The sequence below is a fragment of the Sulfitobacter guttiformis genome (genome assembly GCF_003610455.1).
In the GTDB taxonomy this organism is placed as follows: Bacteria; Pseudomonadota; Alphaproteobacteria; order Rhodobacterales; family Rhodobacteraceae; genus Sulfitobacter; species Sulfitobacter guttiformis.
In genome coordinates this window covers 142,673-163,406 of record NZ_RAQK01000002.1, presented here as the reverse complement: position 1 = coordinate 163,406, position 20,734 = coordinate 142,673, and the positions used below count along the sequence as shown (strand labels likewise).

Sequence of the window (20,734 nt, the reverse complement as noted above, 5' to 3'; positions counted from 1 at the left end):
GAGATATTCCATTTGCCACAGTACTTTATTCGCTTGTCACAAGTGAAACCCCATCTTTAACGTTACCCGCGCCCCCTACCCTAAGGTCTTGTTCCAATCGTTCACCGCAACTTCATTGTGTTACGCAAACTGACGTTTAAGGATGGTGTCCAAATACCCTAAGTTACATCGCGACAAACACTGTTCAGTACTACCCTGACCATGAGTTCTTTGACTGGCTGCGCTCGATAATAGCAGACCTTTGCGACGTTACCGCCAATCAGCAATCCGGGCTCTTTGACGGCCTTCTTTGCGTTTGCACAAGAGATCAATGCCAAACAGGGAAGCGAGAGACAGCCACCGTGAACAACACTCTTCAAAATTGAACCCCGTGAAAGGCCCCAGATTTGTTAGTACAACGCATAAGAAATCATCTTTGTGAGGTTGCCGACAACGCACTTCCCATCACTTATCAGGCACTCGCGAAGGCCCTCGAACTCTCGCCGCCAAACACAATCCACCAGCTCACTGTGGCACTCGAATGCCTGATCGAAGAAGATGTTACCGCTGGCCGACCATTGATCGCAGCATTGGTGGTCAGCAAAGCAAGAAGTGGATTACCGGCTCCCGGATTTTTCGAATGTGCAACGCGCGTTGGGCGTTTTGACGGCCATCCGTTCGGACCCGAAGCTACCGCTTTTTATGCGGCCGAATTCAACGACGCGATCAAATTTTGGCGCTCATCCTAAGTGTGTTGAACGGCCCAAAGCGGACTTTCACGCTGGGTCGTAAAGCTGCGGTGCGGCTTTCCCAAAGCGGTCATTCGTCATTTTTTCAGCAATCTGACTACCCACAGGTCCGCAGCGCGGGACTTTGCTGCCGTTCAATTGAATGCGTCTGGTGCTCTTGGCAGCCCGATATTGTCCTTGACGATGGGCTTTCTCTACGTGTCGGTTTTTCGCAAACCGACACCGGCATCTAGCCTAGTTGAGGCTCACTCTGCTGGTCTGAGGAAAAAAACCTTTGAGACAATAATCCATCTGTTTTCATGCCTAAGAAGCGTCAGCGTGTCATTAGAGTGCATACAAAGCCGAATGTTTTCAACTTGAACCATTCCAACATCCCCAACAATTGAATTGGCGTTGACGGCGTGCCATGGCGCAGGGTCTGGAGTGTCTACTGCCTCGTTTACTGCTGAAATGAAGGCGTCCCTACTGTCCCGCTCCAAACCGCCCTCGTAGTGTCCAATGCAGCACGATTTTTCATGCATGGCATCACAAAATTTTACAGGATCATTTAGAGGTGGTTCGGCAAATCTGAACAGCAGGGATAAGTGAATTTTCTTCGTAACAACAGCATGATGCTGCAAGCGAGGAGATAACCATGACAAGACGACCGCGCCGGAATCACAGCCCGCGTTCAAGGCGAAAGTGGCGGTGGCTGCGATCAAGGGTGAGCGAACTCTGATCGAGTTGGCGCAGGACTTTGACGGACGTGACCTCTCAGGGTCTCGCTTTGATGAAGGAGAAAAAAACGACCTGCCCGACGGTCTCGATCTTGCGTTTGACATGCCGAGGACATCCTGCGCAGCTGGCGCAAGGGGATACGTCCCGATCCAGATCTGACGGTGTCGGAATGGGAGGATCAACACCGCTGGCTGTCGTCGCGTGGTGGGGCTGAACCGGGGCGGTAGGGCGCGTCCCAAATTCAAGTTGATCTATGCAACAAGGCCCTACCGAAGCATCTTCGAAATAATCTCCTGAACCGACACATCAACGTGTTGAGCACCATTGAGGCGACAGACGGGCGTGGTTTGCTGGCTCAACCAGATCTCATGCATGACCAAGCTTCGACCACTATTTTCCGGCCGGTCATAGGCGGCGGCCCAGGCAAGGAAATTCCCATGGGTTTCATACATGTCACCACCGATTTCGATACGCTTGCCAAATCTCTCTTTTTCGCGCCGGACAAGACGGTGAAACCGTAGGTCGGCAGGCGCTGTCAGAAACACGACGATGTCTGCCTTGGCGACAAATTCGGCCCCCCATCCGTTGCAATCACCACTCAGCACCCAACCCGCAGTGCCCAAGGCATCCGTCATCGACGCAATGCGCGCATCCAGCTCTTGGATTTGCGAGAATGGTAGCTCAGTCTTGGCCCAAAAATGATCGTCGCAATCCACGTGCGTCAGGGACAGAGCCTTGGCCAATTCAGAGCCAAGAGCTGTCGCCCCTGCCCCCGACGCGCCCAGGATATAGATGCGAGTATCGCGCAACAGGTTCAACGCGCCAACCTTTTCGAGACTTAAAGTTATGCCAGCCCCCAAAGATCACTCTTTCGGTACAAGCGAAATCCGGTCGCGGTCAGCGCGCCAGACCGAGATTTTGCAGATGAGCGACCGATGGTAGGATGCCCGCTTTGTCCCGCAGTTCAAGTATCAGGCGGGGAGAGTTTTCGAATTCTCCCAAGGCACGAAAGACGGCCTGCCAACTGATCGAACCTTCGCCGATGGCCCAGTGCCGGTCAGCGTAGCCGTCAGCATCTTGCAGATGGATATGCTGCAAACGATTGGCCGCACGGCGCACGTAGTAGTCGACCGGGGCTGCACCGTTGGTGCCATGTGCGTAATGCGCGTGCCCAGTATCGATCGACACTGCCATAGCAGGCGAGTTGAAACTGTCGGCCAATGCACAGCGGATATCGGGATCGATGTCTTCGATATTCTCGATCACCATCGTCACGCCGCAATCTTCAGCCCGCTTTACGACGTCTTTCATGGTGTCGTGGCAGTTTTCAACGACGCGGTCATATTCTTTACGCTCTGGCCCGTTGTCGAGGTTGTTGTAGCTCCAAGTGGTGTAGGGGCTATGGATCACCATCTGCGTGGCTCCCAGATACTCGCAAACCTCGATTCCCTGCAGGTGTTTGCGGCGGTTCAGCGCACGCATTTCAGTGTCGGGGCTGGCGATGTTCAGGCCCCAGAACGGGCCGTGAATGCCCAGCCGTCCGGTATAGCCGGTCAACAGCGTGCGGGTATGGTCAGCGACTGCCTTCCAGTCACCATTCAGCAGATCGGCATCGCAGAAATCTTGAATCTCCAGATCGCGGTTTTCAGAAAGAATGAAATCCTGAAGGGTCTCAAGCGTGGCCGTTGGCATGGCGGCGCCGAGCAGAGGAAGGTCGGTCATGGTATGTTCCTTGGATGATAAAGAGGGAAAGGGCCGGAATTATTCGACAAGGTGATCTGCGTGCGCAGGCATCGTCAGCTCTGTCAGCAGGGCATCTAGGTCTTGGGCACCGTGGACCACGTGATCGGCACCGGCAGCACGCAAGGTTCTGGCATGATCTGGGCGGTGGTCTGAGAGTCCAACAAAACCAATCGACAAAATCCCGGCAGCCCGCGCACAGCCGATGCCATGAATATTGTCATCGACGAAAATAGACCGATCCGCGGTGGTACCGATCTGGGCCAGACAGTGCAGCGCCAAATCGGGTGCGGGTTTGCTACGCGCAACATGGCTGGCGCTGTAGATATGTGAACCAAAAAGCGCGGCCAGCGGCGTGCGGCACAGGCTTTCGGCCAAGCGGTCAACGCTGCTGTTCGAGGCGACACATATCTGGACCGTGAGACTGCGCAGCACCTGTTCAATCCCCGGCACTGGCGCGACACCCATGGCAAACAGGGTCGACAAACGCTTGTCGGCATCGGCGATGACCGCATCCGCCTCCAGGCCCAACTGTTCAAGCAAGAGCCGCGTTTGCGCAGCGCCGGAGCCTGAAAAAATCGCTTCTGCCTTGGCTTGCGTCATTTGGTGGCCAGCGGCGGTGATCGCCTCGGCCAGCGCTTGGGCACCCAACGGTTCGCTGTCGATCAGCACACCGTCGCAATCGAAGATCACCAGATCAAAGGGCTTCATGCTGTCACCCCTTGAGTCATCATGCGATGGGCCAGACGCGGATCATCGGTGGTCAGAAAACCGGGGCCGCGTTTCAGCCAATGGCCGATCATTTCAGGGTCATTGACGGTCCAAACGCTTAGCCTGTCGAGAGGAAACACCGTTGTAATCCGGTCAAACTCAGCCTCGAACAGTTCATGATGTACGGCCACGATGTCCACCAGATCGTTGACCGTTTCAAAGAACACTTCAACGCCGCCCTGTTTGGCCATCCAATCCCTATTGACCGAGATCATGCGCCTAAACTCGGGTGCGACCGCTTCGAGTGTGCGGACCACGTCGATGTCAAAGCTGTGCAGGGTCGTGCGCGCGCCAAGATTACGGTCGCGCAACAGTTGAACCGTCGCGGTGATCAACGCAGGATCATAAACGCCGTTCTCATCCGCCTTGAATTCAGGCATGAAGTGCAGCCCCTGCGCAGGGGCCAGAACATCCAGCACCTCAGACAAAAGCGGCACGCCTTCGTCAATCTCGCCTTCAGGGCCAATCAGGCGCAGATCATGGCGGCTGGCTGTGGTTAGGGCGCTGACAGGGCCGGTTCCCGTGGTGGTGCGATCAAGTGTGGCATCGTGGATTACCAGAACCGTGTTATCGGCCCCCAGATGCAGATCGAACTCTACCGCCATAGCGCCCAAATCCAGTACGTTGCGAAACCCGGTCAGTGAGTTTTCGGCCCACAGGTTGCGCGCCCCACGATGGGCAATGATTTTGGTCATAGGAAATGTCCTTGTTTAGCGGATTGTTGGATCAAGCTTGTCGCGCAGCCAATCCCCCACCAGCGAGATCGACAGTGTGGTCATCATGATCACAAAGGCCGGGGCCAGCATGATCCACGGGGCGCGGGTCAGATATTCGCGGCCAAACCCGACCATGTTGCCAAGCGAGCTTTCGGGGGGCTGCACGCCAAGCCCCAGAAACGACAGCCCGCTTTCCATCAGGATGATTTCGGGAAAGGTCAGCGTCATCGAGACGATCAGAGTTGAGGCCACATTGGGAAGAATATGCTTTAGATAGACCCGCGACGGCTTGGCCCCCAATTGCACAACCGCCGACGCATAGCCTTGCGCACCTGCAGAAATCGCCAGACCCCTCGAAATACGCGCGTAGCGTTCCCATCCGTAGAACCCCATCAGGCCCACCAGCAACGTAAGTGACGACCCGAAAAAGGCCAGCACGGCCAGCGACAGGATCAGAAACGGCAAGGCGGCCTGGAAATCAGCCAACACAAGAATGAAATGTTCGACCACACCGCGAAACTGGGCCGCCATAAACCCCAGCGTCGTGCCAAAGACCGCTGAAATGATCGTGGCACCAAAGGCAATCACCAATGAAACGCGGATAGACTGGATCAATCGCGACAGCACATCACGGCCCAACTCGTCCGTGCCCAGCAGATGGCCTTGGCTGAGTGGGCCGACAAGACGTGCCGACAGGTCCATCTTGGTGATCTCGTAGGGGCGGATAAAATCGGCAAAGACTGCCGTCAGCACCATCAGCGCCAACCATGCCAACCCGAATACCACCAGAAAGGGCGCATTGAACCGTATGCGGCGGATCAGACCGCTTCCCGGTGCCATATTGGTTGCTTGAACGGTCATACCAAATTCCTTAATGTGCGGCTGTTTTGGAGCGCAGGCGCGGATCCAAAAGCCCATAGGCGAAATCAACACACAGGTTTGCAATAACCATGGTCGAGGCGACGACCAGCAGCAGACACTGCACCACCGCCAAGTCCCGATTTGACACCGACACAATCAGCAGCCGTCCGATGCCGGGCCAAGAAAAGATGCTTTCGACCACCACAGCCCCCGCGATCAGAGAGCCGACCATGAAACCAACGATGGTGACAATCGGCACCGACGCATTGGGCAGCGCGTGTTTCCATACGACATCGCGCCAACTTAACCCCTTGGCCATTGCGGTACGGATGTAGGGCTGGCCCATCACCTCAATCATGGCAGAGCGGGAAAATCGGGCGAGAATGCCAATGCCGCCGACCGACATCGTCGCAATCGGCAGAATCCCATGTTGCCAACTGTCCTGCCCGCCAGAGGGCAACCAACCCAGCATCACCGCAAAGATCAGCACCAACACGAGCCCCATGACAAAAGACGGAATGGTAAAACCGAAGATCGACAGCATGATAACCCCGCGATCGGCCAGCGATTCACGGTGCAGGGCGGCATAAACCCCTGCCGGAATCCCGATGCCCAACTGTATGATCAGTGTTGGCACGGTCAAAGCCAGCGTGGCTGGAACCCGTTCAAGGACCAGATTGATCGCCGGTGATCTGTCGCGCATCGAAACGCCAAAATCCAACTGGGCGATGGATTTCAGATAGGCGAAATACTGTTTCCAGATCGGGTCATCCAATCCCCATTCCGCGCGGAACGCATCAACACTGTCGGTCGGCGCATCTGGCCCCAACATGATCGCCGCAGGGTCGCCAGACAGGCGCAAGACGATGAAGGCAAAGGTCATTACCAGCAGAATCGTCAACGTGGCCCTGAACAGGCGGGTCAGCGCATAACTTAGCATGGTGTCGTTTTCTGGTAAGTGCAGGGGAGCATCAGGCGGCCTCCTCCTTTAGGGTGGTGGGCAGTAAATGGCAGGCGGCGCTGCGGTCTGGTCCGGTCTCTTGCAGCAAAGGCACGGCACCCGCACAGCCGGGCACAGCGGCACCGCAGCGGGGATGAAATGCGCATCCGGATGGGCGCTTGGCGGGGTTTGGCGGTTCACCTTTCAACAAGATGCGCCCTTCCAACCGTTTGCCGGGGATCGGGACAGAGGACACCAATGCTTTGGTATAGGGGTGCAGAGGACGGGCGAAAATCTCGTCAGAGCTGGCTTCTTCCACGATCCGGCCAAGGTACATCACTGCGACGCGGTCGCAGATGTTGCGCACCACCTTCAGGTCGTGGCTGATGAACACCATCGCGATGCCGTGGCTTTCCTGAAGGTCACGCAGCAGGTTTACGACTTGCGCCTGAATGGAAACATCCAGCGCAGAAACGGGTTCATCGCAAACCAGCAGTCGGGGCGATGTGGCCAGCGCCCGGGCAATGATCACCCGTTGGCGCTGACCGCCAGAAAGCTCGTGCGGATAGCGCGCGCCCTGATCCTGCCGCAGCCCGACTTGCGCTAGCAGATCGCGGACCCGCTCACTGAGTTCGGGCCCCTTGGCCAGCCCGTGAATCTCTAGTGGTTCGCCAATTTGTTCTGCGATGGTCAGGCGCCTGTCCAGTGCTGCAAGGGGGTCTTGGTAGACGAACTGCATATGTGCGCGCAGGGCCCGCCACGCGGGGCTGTGCAACGGTGGCATCGGCTGACCGTCAAAGCGGACTTCGCCCGCCGTCGGGGGATCGATCCCCAGCAAAATGCGGCCAAGTGTAGATTTTCCAGACCCGCTTTCGCCAACGATCCCCAGGGTTTCACCAGGGTTTAGCGTCAGATCAACGCCATCGACAGCCCGCACTGATGTGGCCTTTTTGAACAGGGTTTTCTGCCCTTCGTAGCATCGGACCAGCCCCTGCGCACTTAGCAACGGGGTCACGCTGACACCCTTTCAAGGTTAGAATTTTCTGTCGTGTCGACTGCTGCAACCGGATGGTAGCAGGCCAAGAAACGGCCATCTTTTTGTGCTTTTAGCGCGGGTGTGGCGCTGTTGCAGAAATCAGATGCTTTGGAACAGCGCGGTGCAAAGGCGCAGCCCGATGGCATATGTCGCGGGTCTGGCACGGTGCCATGGATTGGGATCAACCGGTTGCGCGTGCCATCAAGGCGCGGGATAGCATCGAACAAGCCGCGGGTGTAGGGATGGCGCGGCTGGTCGAACATCGCGCCGATGTTGCCGCTTTCAACGATCCGGCCTGCATACATCACATTGACCCGGTCGCAGATCGCGCCGACGGCACCCAGATCATGGCTGATAAAGACCATAGCCATGCCGGTTTCGCGCCGCAGCGTCGCCAACAGGTCAAGGATCTGGGCCTGAATGGTCGCATCAAGGGCGGTTGTGGGTTCATCGGCGATCAGCAGATCGGGTTCGCCCGCAAGCGCCATGGCGACCATCACGCGCTGACACTGCCCGCCGGAGAATTCATGAGGGTATAGATCGACACGTTTGCCAGCATCGGGAATGCCCACCATGTCCAACAGGCGAACGGCCTCGACGCGCGTGGCACGGCGATCCATCCCGCGGTGCAGCCGCAAGCTTTCGCCGATTTGATGCCCGACGGTGCGTACAGGGTTAAGCGATGACGACGGATCTTGAAAGATCATCGCGATCCGCCCCCCCCGGACGCCCTCAACCAGCGCCGCTTTCGCGCCAATCAGTTGCTGACCTTCGACGGTGACAGAGCCTGAAACACTGGCTTTTCCCGGCAACAGGCCCAACGCAGCCAGCCACGTCACAGACTTGCCGCAGCCTGATTCACCGACAAGCCCCAAGGCTTCGCCACGGGCCACGTCTAGATCGATGCCGTGCAGGACATGAACGCCGTCAAAGGCGACTTTGAGGTCACGTATGGTTACAAATGTCATATCTGGCTTTCAAAACGATCAAAGGCGCGGCGAAAACGTCGCTGCGCCGATGGTTTCAGACCGAGGGTTAGGACGCGCGCCAGTTGCTGGCGCGGAAGTCCATTGCGAAGGCAGGGGCTGCCTTCCAGTTCAGTTCAGTTTTCATGCCGGTGAACACGCAGTTCTGGTGCAGCACTTGGAACGCGGGATCTTCACGTTCGGTGATTTCCAGCATCCGGGCAAAGGCCTTTTTGCGTGCGCCACGATCCACCGATTTCTGCATGAAATTCGACAGTTCGTTCATTTCGTCATTGGTCCATTCGTTGCGCTGCTGCTGCAAACCGTTGGGGCCATGCTGGGCAATAATCGACGATACCGGATCATTGAACGTGGCCGAGTTTGACCAGTCACGGATGCCTCGGGTGTCGTTGTCTTCCAATATCTGACCCCAATTTTCCACCATCTGGATTTCGACGTTCAGGCCGGCCTGCTTCCACATCTCGACCATGATCTGCGCGTTCGAAACCTGATTGATGTAGTAGTTGTTCAACAAGCGGAAGGGGATCGCGTCGCCCTTGTAACCCGACTGCTTGACCAGATCGCGGGCCACCGCGAGATCAAATTCGGGGGCGGTCCAGCCTTTGATGAACATATCATCGTAGAATTCAAACTGAAGCCCGGCGGGCACGACGGTTTGACCATCCCAAAGTGCGTCAACAATCAACTGACGGTCGACAGAATGGGTCATCGCGCGGCGGATCAGCGGATCGGCCAGAACGGGGTGTACCTTGTCAAAAACCTGAATGCGATGGTTGAGGATGGTGGAGCCCTGAACCTCAAGCCCGGCAGTGTTGCGCACGGCGTCCAACTGATCTGGTGGCAGGTCGCAGGCAAAGTCGTATTCGCCAGACAGCAGACCGTTTACACGACTGGCCACCTCGGGCACTTCCAGGAAACGGATCATCTCAAGTGGCGGGCGGCCATCCCAGTAATCATCATGCGCCACCAGCGTCAGCGATACATCGGGGCGATATTCCTGCACCTTGTAGGCACCGGTGGTCACGGGCGCGTTGGCCCAAGCCGCATAGCTTTCCGCTTCGTCCCAAGACCGGCGGCTGGCGATTTGCGAGCCGAAAGCCATCAAGCGCCCTTCAAGGGTAACGTCAGGCGACGCATTGTAGAACCGCACCGTGTATTTATCGATCGCTTCAACGCCGCGCAAAGCGGGCCAAAGGCGGCGGCCAACACCGGGCACACCGGCAGGCAGTTCTTTGTCGGTCTTGGGCTTGAAGTTATCGGCATAAAGCGTTTTGCCGCCGTCGGGCTGGGTGCCTGCAAAGACGCGCTCGTCCGAGAACGAGAAAACTACATCATCGGCAGTCATCTCGTCGCCATTGTGAAAGATGACGCCCTTGCGCAGTTTCAACTCAAGGGTTTGGTCGTCCAGACGCTTCCATTCAGTTGCCAGACCGGGCACGCCGCCCTGATTGCCCATCCAGTCGCGATTGATCAAGCCTTCCCAAAGGTTCGGAAAAAACACGCGTTCGCCGACGTTGGACTGTTCATTCCAGACATCTAGCGTATTGTTATTGCTTATTTTCTGCACTGCAATAGTGACAGAACGGCGCTGAACTTGCGAAAAACCCAATCGCGGCAAAGCGAGCGACCCGGCAGCAGCCCCTATAAGACCAAGAGCGTGACGACGTTGAATAAGCATTGATTTTTACCTCGTTGAATGGAGGCATACCTGACAGCGGCACGCCGTTTTCAAGCTACTTATCGGCTTCCAATGTGACAACTTCGCAATAGTTTAGTGAAGTATTTGCTTCGTATTTCGGAAACTTTTGTAACAGCTCGTGCGGACCAGTAACTAGCAATCCGGTCCCTGAAGATGGTGTTATCGCTGTTAACAGGCCTGAAACTGCGGGGTCACTGACCCAGGCGTAGCCAGTGTCGATGCAATGAGAGAAATTCAACTACAAGCACCATCGGTTTCCGCCTCAGGTCATTGCTCATGTTGTCTGGCTTTACGCCGGGTTCAACTTGAACCTACGCGAGGTCGAGGAGCTGATGCTGGCACATGGCGTACGGTCGACAATCACGGCGTTGTTCTTCATGAAATCCGGCAATCGAGACGAGACAAGCACGCCGCAAGCGGCTTTTGATCAAGCTGAAGAAGCGGTGGGTCTTCGCTCTTAAAAGGATCATACCCCCTTTCGTGACATTGCTCCGCAATTCGCGTCCTGCGTCCTGCGTCCTTGCCGGAGAGCGGACAAATTGCGATCCTATGGTGCCGCAAAGCGCAAGATCGCACCCAGCCTTGATCATAGGTCCCATATGATCGATACCTGCAACCTGGCCAAGCTGGATTGCAAGATCGATCCCCCAAGCCCAAACATGTCTGGAACCGCATTCCTGATGATGTTCGCCGCAAGGTAGTCAAGCTGGCGCTGAAGGAGACGGAGCTGTCGCCGCGAGAACTGGCCGCAACCTTCACAGATAAGGAAATCTTTTTGGTATCAAAATCTTAGACCCATCGGATATTGAAGGCGCATGACCTGATCACCAGCTCGGCCTTCATCGTGATCAGGTTTGGGCTCGAAGCCGACTTGCGGCAGCGCGGAGAAACCTCTTGTTTCCTGGTTTTTTCGATGTCGGCTCCCAACATTCCGGCACGACTGGTTCGCACTTGCAGAGAATGTCCGCTGTCCGCTGCTTCGTGAAGGCGCGTCCGAACAACACCAACGGCCTCTTGCAGCCGATCGGAACCGAGTTGGCCCCGCGGTGTGGCTTCCACAGATCTGCGGCTCTTGGGTGCCACAGCATTTTCCGTCGCGCCATTTTAGATCTGCGGACTAAGTGCCGATGCTCGACCCGCCATGGCCCTGCGGGTCAGTATTGCCGGGCGGGCAATGCTTGCAGCGCCCTATCTAATCGTGTCTCCTCTAACCGACATAAATAAGGACTAACGCCGATGACTTTCAGATATGCCCAGCGAATGGCAAAGGTGCGGCCATCGGCAATTGGTGAATTGCTGGCCTTGGGAGCCGATCCATCGATCATTTCCTTTGGCGGCGGTTACCCAGACGCGACGCTGTTCCCGCAGGAACAGTTGGACACCATCTTTCACGACATTATTCGGGCGCCCGGGGGAGCCGCAATGCAATATGCGCCCTCCAACGGTTTACCGCATCTGCGCGAGCAAATCGCCCAACTGATGTCGGCGGATGGCACGCTTTGCACCGGTGATGACGTGCTGGTCCTGCAAGGCTCTCAGCAGGGTCTCGACTTTGCCGCACGGATGTTGATTGACCCTGGTGACGTGATCATAACCGAAGACCCTACCTTTCTGGGCGCCCTGATCGCTTTTGAGCCCAGCCAGCCTAAATACGCGGTCGTCCCCGTCGACTCAGAAGGCATGCAGACCGAGCGTCTTGAGGCGATCCTGTCGGCCAACCCAAGGGCCCGGCTGATCTACACCGTTCCGGATTTCCAGAACCCGACCGGCGTGACCCTCTCGCTCGTGCGGCGCAAGCAGTTGATCGAACTTGCAAACCGGTATGACCTAATCGTGCTGGAAGACACGCCCTACCGCCACATCCGGTTTTCCGGTCAGAACCTGCCCACCCTCAAGTCCTTGGACACAGAGGGGCGGGTCATCCACCTTGGCAGCTTTTCCAAAGTCCTCGTCCCTGGTCTGCGCATCGGCTGGGCCATAGCAAGCCCTGACCTGCTTGCACGCATGGGCCTCTTGAAGGTAGCCGCCGACACCCAGACCTCGACCCTCAACATGGCGGCCGCCAGCCTGTTTCTGGATCGTTACGACCTTTCGGCCCATATCGCGACCTTGCGGACAGCCTATGCCACTAAGAAAGAGGTCATGCTCGACGCCATTCGTCAGCATTTCCCACAAGAAATCAGCGCAACCGACCCCGAAGGCGGCCTTTTCACCTGGCTCACGTTTCCCGAAAGCTTTGACGCCACCGCCTTCATGCGCGAAGTGGCTTTGCCGCAAGCCCGTGTGGCATATGTGCCTGGCGCCACCTTCTTTCCACTGACCCCGCGCGCCAATCACGCCCGCTTCAATTTCTCTGCCCAGTCGGAGGCGAATATCCAGACCGGGATTGCGGCCTTGGGCTTGGCCTTGCACGCCAACTTATCCTTCTGAACTAGAGGTACCATGACAGTCACGCTTCACGCCCCACCGCCCTCTGACCTCACACCTGCCGAGATCGCCCGCTGGGTTCGGGTCCCCACAACGATCGCCGTTGATCTCGTCCTCGGCGCCGGTCAGATCGACACTGCAATCCGCCCGCTCCGGCCCGCAGGCCTGCAACCCAAGCTTTTCGGTCAGGCCTTCACCGTGCGCTGCGAGGCACCCGATTTCGGCGCGGTCCTGCACGCGCTCGACGTAATCGAAAGGGGTCAGGTTCTGGTGATCGACGCAGGTGGCCACTGCGATACGGCCATGATAGGCGACATTCTGGGTGGACACCTGCGCAACAAGGGCGTTGCCGGCCTGATCTGCGACGGCGCCATCCGTGACGCGGGAACACTCGGCGGCTGGGACGATTTCCCGGTCTTTTCGCGGTGGATCACGCCACGTGGCCCGATCAGCGCAGAGCGCGGCGCCGTCAACCTGCCCGTCGTTATCGGCGGCTGCCTTGTTGCGCCGGGGGATCTGGTGATCGGTGACGACGATGGTCTCGTTGCGTTGTCTCCTCAGGCCGTCAGGACCTTTATCGCCGGTGCCGAAGCCAAGCTCACCCGCGAAGCCGAATTGATCAGCGCACTCGCCTCGGGTAAATCGGCGGCTGACGTCTTCGGCCTTGAGGTGGCCATCCGAAGCTAAGGTTTTCTTGAGAACGGGCCTGCACGAAGCTGACCCCCTGGTCCTGTGGCCTGCTGCCCAAGTCCATGGCTTGGCGACAAAAGCGCCTACGCAGAGCCCAAAGAAGTCTTCGGCGCGCCGAGGGCGCTCTCAAAGTTTAGGGTGCCAAGCTGACACCCGGAAGCTGTGCCTGCTGCTCTGCTTGGATCGACCAATATCCGCGGCGCAGTGGGAAACCTCCGCAGCAGATCGCCCAAGGCGATCACGGCCCGGAGTGGACGTTCATCTTCGCTTTCGTCGCTGCGGAATGGCTCCTCAGAAGCGGTCTTTCGTAGGCAGCGGTTGATGCATACTTTTTCAAATGAGCAACTGTATTTCTTGGCGTGTCTGAGAAATACAGTTGCTAAAGGTAGACAAAGGTTTTTCATGGATCGGCGAACTGCTCTAAAAGCATCGGCTCTCTATCTCCTTGCTTTCGTGGGGACTGCGTCGGCGCACGCCGCAGAGTATGATGTGAATGCTTGGTCGGCTTGGAAAGGCCGGTTCCTATCAGGTGACGGAAGGATCATTGACGACGGCAACGGCGGGATTAGTCATTCTGAGGGGCAGGGTTTTGGGGCTTTGTTGGCACAGGCCAACGACGACCGGTCCGCATTTCAACTGATAGAAGGATAGACGCAGGCAAATCTGCTGGTTCGACAAGATCATTTGACGGCTTGGCGCTGGCGTGAAGGCAGAGGCGTGGCACCCGAAGATCAGGTGACAGTAACCAACGGGACCTGTTTCGAGCATGGGCCTTGCTGCGGGCCGCGCGGGATTCAGGCTGGACGGAATGGACAGGTCAAACGGAAGATATTGCACGTGACATAGCCACTGTTTGCCTACACCCTGATCCTCGCGTGCCCCGATCGCCTTTGCTGAGACGCGGCAGCGGGGCCCGCGACGAAGCGAAGCGTGTTCTGATTAACCCCTCCTAGATCATGCCCCGTGCCCTGCGCGAGCTTGGGGACGCGGCCGCGCGCTCCGAGTTGATTGCAGCAGCAGATCACGGGGAGACCGTCCTTGCCGAGCGGGCCGCATTCGATGCGGTGCCTAATTGGGTAGACGTGACGCCCGGCGGATTTGCAGCGCCGGTAGAACACGACTACCTGTCAGGCTATGATGCAAATCGCGTCCAGCTTTACCTTGTCTGGTCGCGGAACGCGGAGCATGCGGCGGTGAAACGCAGCGCCGATATGATGGCACGCGCCGACCTTGCGGGTCATGTTGCGGTCATGATGACACTTGCCGGTGAAGTCCAGGAGCAGAGTAATTTTGCGGGCTACACTGCACTCGCTGAACTTGCGACCTGCAGACACCCAGAAGAAGCAGAGGGCGCATTGCACGATCAGCCCTATTATCCAGCAACACTTGAGCTGCTAACAATACTTGCGTCCCGCGAAGGCAGTGCTTGCAAACCATAGTCTTAGAGTTTCGCATGGATTCGAAGGACGTTTTCTTGGCTTGCAGGCCGCTGGTTACGAGTCACGGTTGAGTATAAACCACCAATACGAGTGAGGCCCTTCCATGAAATATTCCCGTCTTACCATCGGCATTCTCGCAATTGTAGTCGCGCTCTAGATCATCGTTGGCGAATAGATGTCGAGCGCGGGCGACAATGCCTTTATCAATGGCCGTCTTATAACTATCCGCAACGACGTCGCGGGTCAGATTGCGATGCCTGCTCGGGCGCTTGGTGCGCGTGTTAGTAAGGGCGAGGTGCTGGCGTCGGTAACTGTCCCTCTTGTCGACTCGGTCCGGCTGAACGGAGCTTCTTCTGGAACAGGACTATCTCGCGTCTGAAATCAACCGCCTGACCAGCTACGCGGCCTCCTCACGCGAGATCCTGTCAGGCCTGTAGGAGCGGTCGTCGGTGTATTCCGAGAACCGGGTCGAGGAACTGGAGATACGGCTGCAACATGCCCGTAAGCGGCTTGGGCTGATCGATGAACGGGGCGACGCAAGTGATGTAAGCGCGGCTGTGGATGCCGTGGGCGGCGATACCGAACAACTGCCGGGCGCAGAAGATTTCCGGCGCTGGCGCTGGATCACGCGCGTGAACGCGTCGAGGTGCTGGAAGTTGCTCTGCGCGCGGCACAGGCAGGTGTGTTCCTCGGAGACGGGTGAAACGATGCTCCGATTGCCGAGCAGCGCGCAGTTGAACTGCGCAGCGAAATGGCCGCCTGCCAGGCGTCGGTTTCAGATGTCCAAGCGCAACAGGCAGCCGTTACAAAACGCATCGGCCGGGAACGCGAGCGTGTAAACGGGCTAACCGGGGGAGATCTGTCTGCATCGGTCGACGGGTTGGTCTGGGAGGTGCTGGCAGCAGACGGCGAGTAACTGGAACGTGGTGATCCGGTTCTGAAACTGGTCGATTGCGGGTCGGTCATGGTGAATCTGTCGGTCAGCGAAGGTGTTTATAATACACTTACGGCGGGCCAGAGCGCCGAATTCCGCCTCTTGGGGAGTTCTCGCGTCTTTGAAGCGACCGTGCTGCGGCTTGCAGGTACTGGCGCCGCGACAATCTATCGAAATCTTGCGGTTGCGCCCAGCAGCAAGCACCTCGAACGCTATGACGTGTCCTTGCTGGTGGGAGGGCTGCATGAAGATCCCGAACTGGGCTGCGCGGTCGGGCGCACGGGCCGGGTGTTCTTTGACAGGCGGCCGCTTGACTGGCTCCGCCGGTTGTTCTGAACCAATGAGCTTTCCGCATCTCAGCGAGGTCCAGTCCAGCTTCACGATTTTGCTGATGCTCGCGGTTGTCGGATTGATCCTGCCCTTTGTGGTGGACCGTCAAAGCACCTTTCAACGGTCCTTGCTGGTCGCCTTCGCAGCACTTCTTGCCGGGCGGTATGCGTTCTGGCGGATCACCCAGACGGTTGCGCCCTTTGGTCTGACGATGGACATGCTGGCAAGCTGGTCGCTTCTGGCGCTGGAAATGCTGGCGCTGGTCGGCTCGACGAGCGCGTTCCTTATCATGACGCGGCATCGCGGACGCAGCGAAGAGGCGACGGAAAACGCGGGCTGGTGGGATGTCAACAGCCCCAAGGTCGCGATCCTGATCGCCACATGTAACGAGACTCTGGACGTTCTGGAGCGAACGGTGATCGGCGCGAAATCGCTGCGCCACGACAACAAAGAGGTCATCGTGCTAGATGATGGCCGCCGCGACTGGCTGCGCGACTACTGCGCGAGCCAACAGGTGCGTTTGTGCGCCGTCCCGACAACAAGGGGTCCAAGGCTGGCAACATAAACTACACGCTGGCGCAGTTGGAAGCCGATACTGTACCCCCCGAATTCGTCGACGTCCTCGACGCAGATTTTGTGGCCCATCGTGGGTTCATATCGCGGTCGATGGCACTGTTTCACAACCCGTACGTGGGGCTGGTGCAGACGCCACAACACTTTTTTAACGTCGATCCTGTCCAACACAATTTGGGGCTCAGCCGTTCGTACACAGATGACCAACGGTTTTTCTTTGATCACATGCAGCCTTGCAGGGACGTTTGGGGCATCGCGTTTTGCTGTGGGACCTCTTCGATGGTGCGCTGGTCGGCGCTTAAGGAAATTGGCGGCCTGCCCACCGAAAGCATCACCGAAGACTTCATGTTGACGCTTACTTTGCAAAACGCGGGCTGGAAATCGGTCTATCTGGCCGAACCGCTGACTGAGGGGCTCGCCCCTGAAGGCCTGAAGGAATACGTGACCCAACGCGCGCGCTGGTGTCTGGGGCTGATGCAGATCGCGCGGTCCCACCTTGGCCCACTGGGTACAAACAAACTGCGATGGCGTGACCGCTGGAGCGTGGTAGATTCAGTTTTTTACTGGTTGACCACCTTTCCCTTCCGGCTGGCGGCCATCGTCTACCCACTGCTCTACTGGTTCGGCAACGTCACTGTGGTCGATGCACGCTTGCCGGACGTGATCAGCTATTTTGGGGCCTACTACCTTTGGATTCTGATCGTCCTGAACACGCTCAGCAGCGGGATGGTTGTGCCGATCCTGAACGATGTCAACCAGTTGATCGGAGCCATCCCCATCAGTCACGCCGCGATTGTTGGGTTGATCAAGCCCAAGGGCCATCCGTTCAGCGTGACGGCCAAAGGCGGGGACCGCACCCGCATTGTCGTTCAATGGCGTATGATGGCCCCGTTCGCGGTGCTGCTAATGCTGACGCTGCTGGGACTTGCTATCGGCATTTTTTCGGATCGCTTCGCACTCAACGACGCTGGCGATGGCGATGGCAATGGCAATGGCAATGGCAATGGCAATGGCAATGGCAATGGCAAATGGGTGGTGCTGTTCTGGACGATTTACAACCTGTTCGTGCTCAGCGTTGCTGTGATCGCCTGTATCGAGTTGCCACGCCGCGCACGCCATGTGGCGGACGCACCCGAGAAGGCGACCTTCGACACCGGGCAGCGACGACGTGATCCGTGGATTACGTCCTTGAAATCCGACACCGTGCGCCTGCGCGGGCATCCCTATCCCGAGGGCACGCGCGGGCAACTAAAAATCCGCGATGTCGGCGAGGTCGAGGCCTATGTCATCGCGACACTGCCAGACGGCGCACGCCTGCACCTGTTGCCGTCTGAAGCCCAATGTGAGGCACTGCTGCTGCGCTTTTATGCCGAGGGTAACATGCCTTGGGTCGCACGGGTTCGCACAACGGCAATGCTAAGGGACATCGCGCGCAGGCTGTCTTTTAACTCGCATTCGCCCTGAACTGCGCCAAATGTGGAGGGGAAGCAAAAATTGGCCTATCGCCTCAGGATTCTCGCACGGCTTCGATCCGGGCAAGCGCCGCAGACAATTGTGCCATCTCGCGGGTGCGTCTTAAATCAGGAGGATAGATTTCCTCACCTGCAGCGATCTGTTCGGCTGACCTGCCCAGTTCTTCGAAAGGACGGATAAAGGTTAGGACGAAAACCGCTGTAATGGTGGCAATTGCTGCGAACATCACGAACAGCCCGATGAACCACGCACCACGCAGCCAGACAAGCCCGTCCGTGAACTGGTTGGCATTCAGTCGGCCAATCAACCGCCACCCGAAACTTGGCAGATCCTGATAACCGACTTGCGGCACCAGAGACGAAAAAAAGAATATTCCGTCCGGCCATACCTCGCGCGTCGCCGTCTGGTTCGCAGGCTGTGCAGCACGCAATATCCGAACCTCTTGCTCGGTCGGCACCGATCAAGTCGTTGAGACGATGATCTGCCCATCCGAACCGGACAGATATAGGCTGAGCGCCAGCGCTGCGGCCTCCTCTTTCAGAAACCGCTCGGCCCACGCAAAGTAAATATGCATCCCGACCACGCCAAGAACCTGTCCACCTGCCCGCTTAACCGGGATTGCCAGATCAACAAAGCGCAATCCTGCCGTCTGGTCGCAGGCAATGAGTTTCGCCAGCAGCACTGCCTCATGAACAACACCTGCGTAGGGTTCCCGCAAGCCGTTGCGGGACCAGGGGCGTTGGTTCACTTCCTCGCCCACCAGCAGATTGTCGGATGCCTGCAACACCCTGCCGTTGACGTCGGCATAGCCGATCCAGCTGATCCGCTGCCCGTCACCGCGCATCCCATCCATCAGACCTGTGACTGTCCCCGCATCTTTTTCTGCGACCTTGCTTGCCAGGAATTTGAGGTTTCTCCAGTCCGGATGAAGGCTGCGGGCGAGACTTTCGCCCGCAGCCTTCGGTCCTGAGACGCACGGCACGGTTCAATGTCTCGTTTACGAGTATCAAAGCCCGCGTGTTTAACATGACGACAGCGATCAGGCCCACTGCAATCATACCAAGAAGCACGAAGCTGTACACCGCGCGAGGAAGTGTCATGCGAGGGTAGGTTGTGGTCTGGTCTGTCATGGTACTCCTTTCAGAAGGTGTTGATGGACAACCCGACGAACACTTCGTCGGCATCGAACCTGTAGCCTGCGCAGAGACTTGTCGGGCCGTCACCGAGCCGTTTCGCAAAGGCGAGCGATGTCTCTGAATAAGTTTCGCTGTCTCCATGAGACAGTTCAATGGCAAGGCCGAGCTTGGGCAGCCCAACCTGCGCCAGAGCGAACCAGGAACTGTCTATACTGTTGAGATCAGCCAGCAGGAAGACGCTGCCAAAATCGGTCGGAATGTCGCGTTCCGCTACCAGCTTAATCCCTGTCTTGACTGACCCGTCAGCCCCGTCTTCCTTGACATAACCAAGGGCGGGGCCAAGCCGAAGAGTGGGGAATTGTTCGCCGATCGGCAGTTTGTACGTCGCGCTCAACTTGGAGATGCTTCCGTCTTCGTAGGATACTGCGCTTGCGCCATATTTCAGCGGCCCGCGCGCGATGCTGATGGTTCCGGCGGAGGTTGTTTCCGACAAGTCGATTTCAGGAATTCCCCGTCCGTTTAGGCTGCGGGTACAAAGAAAAGCAATGCTGCTAAGGAAAGCGTTGCGGTTACCACATCTCGGAACTTGTCAGGGGACGACCTGTTCGTGAGATCGAAGTAGAACATCAATACAACTCCAGTTTCCGTTAAAAGCTATTGGCTGTAGCATTCGATTGCAATTCGTGGATCTGGAAAGCCCGAAAAGCGATTTTTTTTGCCTGCACCCGACGTGTTTTTGGCACATCCACACTCAGATATAGGCCCTACAGTGTGTGCCTCCGATTAGTTTCCCACTACTTTGCCGCAACCGCCTTATCTTCTGGGAAAATATCGCCCCTTTAGCATTTTGACGTCCGCCTTGACCTTTAATGATTGCTGGAGGTTCATCAGCAGCGAATGTCGGCTTCACTTCATCGCTCAATGAGATTTTGCACTCTCAACAAAGGTCCGGAATCCGCCCCTGCTGTCGATCAACACGAACGCCCCATACCGGACCTTGGCTCAGACCACTGTCGCTGCTGTGCGGCTTCCCGAAAGCGTTCGTTGGTACATTGCGCAGCATTTTAAAGCGGAGAATATCTGCAATGCGGGAAAAAGCGAGCTTTCGCTACGGCTGCAACTGCTAATACCTTACACGCGCAGTATTCGGTAAGGGGGGCGGAGTCCGGTTATTAGCGGCGCATACACGATAGTTTTGGCATGCTACGGAAGCAGACGTTTTAAATGCACATTATAGACCGTCTAAAATCCTAGATCAGCACATCGCAACGGCACCGGAAAGCCGCGTTCTTTAAGAACAATCACATCTATCGCCGGGGCACTCACAAGTCATTGCGGATTCGCTATCCGGGCGGGGCGGATAAATTTCAGCGAAAGTAGTGACGGTGCGGAAACAATGGCACTATTTAGCTTGCTCTAATGCTATTGCTGCAACACACGAATTTTTTGCGGCGTTTATAAAAGTCTTTGCTAAGAACAAGTTATTAATAAGATGGCTCAAGTTTTCAATTGTTCCCCTAGCTCTGAGTGGAAAATCA

The 20,734-nt window shown here is 57.1% G+C and carries 24 protein-coding genes and 1 pseudogene; 12 read left to right on the top strand and 13 right to left on the bottom strand.

The features are described from left to right. Positions 1-386: 386 nt before the first annotated feature. The gene (locus C8N30_RS13420) at positions 387-728 is read left to right on the top strand and encodes a hypothetical protein (RefSeq protein WP_025062277.1); all 342 of its coding nucleotides are present in this window, start codon (positions 387-389) and stop codon (positions 726-728) included. A gap of 245 nt (positions 729-973) precedes the next feature. Here C8N30_RS13420 and C8N30_RS13415 read toward each other — a convergent pair whose 3' ends face one another. Continuing rightward, positions 974-1,348 (bottom strand): nuclear transport factor 2 family protein, encoded by a 375-nt coding sequence (locus tag C8N30_RS13415; protein ID WP_282957009.1) that lies wholly within the window; start codon positions 1,346-1,348, stop codon positions 974-976. Positions 1,349-1,415: 67 nt separating this feature from the next. Here C8N30_RS13415 and C8N30_RS19380 point away from each other — a divergent pair, with 67 nt between their 5' ends. Next, positions 1,416-1,604, top strand: a complete 189-nt coding sequence (locus C8N30_RS19380) for a hypothetical protein (RefSeq protein ID WP_025062278.1) — start codon at positions 1,416-1,418, stop codon at positions 1,602-1,604. Between the two features lie 107 nt (positions 1,605-1,711). Here C8N30_RS19380 and C8N30_RS13410 read toward each other — a convergent pair whose 3' ends face one another. The 9 genes from C8N30_RS13410 to C8N30_RS13370 form a co-directional block, all read right to left on the bottom strand. After that, positions 1,712-2,263 carry a P-loop NTPase family protein gene (locus C8N30_RS13410; RefSeq protein ID WP_084273576.1) on the bottom strand — a complete coding sequence of 184 codons (552 nt, stop codon included), beginning with the start codon at positions 2,261-2,263 and terminating at the stop codon, positions 1,712-1,714. 79 nt (positions 2,264-2,342) lie between these two features. Next, complete coding sequence (locus C8N30_RS13405; protein WP_025062280.1) at positions 2,343-3,167, bottom strand: sugar phosphate isomerase/epimerase family protein; 825 nt, start codon at positions 3,165-3,167, stop codon at positions 2,343-2,345. 39 nt (positions 3,168-3,206) lie between these two features. After that, on the bottom strand, positions 3,207-3,896 hold the full coding sequence (locus C8N30_RS13400; RefSeq protein WP_025062281.1) for an HAD-IA family hydrolase: 690 nt from the start codon (positions 3,894-3,896) through the stop codon (positions 3,207-3,209). Next, positions 3,893-4,651, bottom strand: coding sequence for a glycerophosphodiester phosphodiesterase family protein (locus tag C8N30_RS13395; RefSeq protein WP_025062282.1), 759 nt, complete (start codon positions 4,649-4,651; stop codon positions 3,893-3,895). The genes C8N30_RS13400 and C8N30_RS13395 overlap by 4 nt, the downstream gene beginning before the upstream one ends. Positions 4,652-4,666: 15 nt before the next feature. Continuing rightward, positions 4,667-5,533 (bottom strand): ABC transporter permease, encoded by an 867-nt coding sequence (locus C8N30_RS13390; protein WP_025062283.1) that lies wholly within the window; start codon positions 5,531-5,533, stop codon positions 4,667-4,669. A 10-nt stretch (positions 5,534-5,543) separates the two neighbouring features. Next, positions 5,544-6,473, bottom strand: coding sequence for an ABC transporter permease (locus tag C8N30_RS13385; RefSeq protein WP_025062284.1), 930 nt, complete (start codon positions 6,471-6,473; stop codon positions 5,544-5,546). A gap of 31 nt (positions 6,474-6,504) precedes the next feature. Next, positions 6,505-7,488 (bottom strand): ABC transporter ATP-binding protein, encoded by a 984-nt coding sequence (locus C8N30_RS13380; RefSeq protein WP_025062285.1) that lies wholly within the window; start codon positions 7,486-7,488, stop codon positions 6,505-6,507. Further along, positions 7,485-8,477: an ABC transporter ATP-binding protein gene (locus C8N30_RS13375; protein WP_025062286.1), complete on the bottom strand. Its 993-nt coding sequence runs from the start codon at positions 8,475-8,477 to the stop codon at positions 7,485-7,487. The genes C8N30_RS13380 and C8N30_RS13375 overlap by 4 nt, the downstream gene beginning before the upstream one ends. Before the next feature lie 67 nt (positions 8,478-8,544). Further along, the gene (locus C8N30_RS13370; protein WP_025062287.1) at positions 8,545-10,173 is read right to left on the bottom strand and encodes an ABC transporter substrate-binding protein; all 1,629 of its coding nucleotides are present in this window, start codon (positions 10,171-10,173) and stop codon (positions 8,545-8,547) included. A 290-nt stretch (positions 10,174-10,463) separates the two neighbouring features. On the opposite strand from C8N30_RS13370, the pseudogene C8N30_RS20010 reads away from it, so the two are divergent. The 10 genes and pseudogenes from C8N30_RS20010 to C8N30_RS13325 all read left to right on the top strand — a co-directional run. Beyond that, a pseudogene (locus C8N30_RS20010) lies at positions 10,464-10,793 on the top strand (hypothetical protein); the annotation flags it as partial. Positions 10,794-10,804: 11 nt separating this feature from the next. Next, positions 10,805-10,987 (top strand): helix-turn-helix domain-containing protein, encoded by a 183-nt coding sequence (locus tag C8N30_RS13360; RefSeq protein ID WP_120222881.1) that lies wholly within the window; start codon positions 10,805-10,807, stop codon positions 10,985-10,987. A gap of 443 nt (positions 10,988-11,430) precedes the next feature. Beyond that, complete coding sequence (locus C8N30_RS13350) at positions 11,431-12,624, top strand: aminotransferase-like domain-containing protein (RefSeq protein WP_025062289.1); 1,194 nt, start codon at positions 11,431-11,433, stop codon at positions 12,622-12,624. 12 nt (positions 12,625-12,636) lie between these two features. Then, positions 12,637-13,308, top strand: a complete 672-nt coding sequence (locus C8N30_RS13345; RefSeq protein ID WP_025062290.1) for an RraA family protein — start codon at positions 12,637-12,639, stop codon at positions 13,306-13,308. Positions 13,309-13,632: 324 nt separating this feature from the next. Further along, a complete protein-coding gene (locus tag C8N30_RS19970) occupies positions 13,633-13,962 on the top strand; it encodes a glycosyl hydrolase family 8 (RefSeq protein ID WP_025062291.1) in 330 nt (109 codons plus the stop codon). A gap of 305 nt (positions 13,963-14,267) precedes the next feature. After that, positions 14,268-14,750, top strand: a complete 483-nt coding sequence (locus C8N30_RS13335) for a glycosyl hydrolase family 8 (protein ID WP_025062292.1) — start codon at positions 14,268-14,270, stop codon at positions 14,748-14,750. Positions 14,751-15,199: 449 nt separating this feature from the next. Continuing rightward, positions 15,200-15,589: a hypothetical protein gene (locus C8N30_RS19715; RefSeq protein ID WP_025062293.1), complete on the top strand. Its 390-nt coding sequence runs from the start codon at positions 15,200-15,202 to the stop codon at positions 15,587-15,589. A 77-nt stretch (positions 15,590-15,666) separates the two neighbouring features. Further along, a complete protein-coding gene (locus C8N30_RS19710) occupies positions 15,667-16,020 on the top strand; it encodes an HlyD family efflux transporter periplasmic adaptor subunit (protein ID WP_269667572.1) in 354 nt (117 codons plus the stop codon). Between the two features lie 4 nt (positions 16,021-16,024). Continuing rightward, the gene (locus tag C8N30_RS19705; protein WP_232222814.1) at positions 16,025-16,579 is read left to right on the top strand and encodes a glycosyltransferase; all 555 of its coding nucleotides are present in this window, start codon (positions 16,025-16,027) and stop codon (positions 16,577-16,579) included. After that, entirely contained in the window at positions 16,537-18,051 is a 1,515-nt protein-coding gene (locus C8N30_RS13325) for a glycosyltransferase family 2 protein (protein WP_232222815.1), read from the top strand. The genes C8N30_RS19705 and C8N30_RS13325 overlap by 43 nt, the downstream gene beginning before the upstream one ends. Before the next feature lie 43 nt (positions 18,052-18,094). Here C8N30_RS13325 and C8N30_RS13320 read toward each other — a convergent pair whose 3' ends face one another. From C8N30_RS13320 to C8N30_RS13305, 3 genes are all read right to left on the bottom strand, one after another. Beyond that, complete coding sequence (locus tag C8N30_RS13320; protein ID WP_147419711.1) at positions 18,095-18,517, bottom strand: hypothetical protein; 423 nt, start codon at positions 18,515-18,517, stop codon at positions 18,095-18,097. Positions 18,518-18,520: 3 nt separating this feature from the next. Then, positions 18,521-19,042, bottom strand: a complete 522-nt coding sequence (locus C8N30_RS13315) for a cache domain-containing protein (protein WP_025062296.1) — start codon at positions 19,040-19,042, stop codon at positions 18,521-18,523. A gap of 158 nt (positions 19,043-19,200) precedes the next feature. Continuing rightward, entirely contained in the window at positions 19,201-19,689 is a 489-nt protein-coding gene (locus C8N30_RS13305; RefSeq protein WP_025062297.1) for a hypothetical protein, read from the bottom strand. Positions 19,690-20,734: the final 1,045 nt, after the last annotated feature.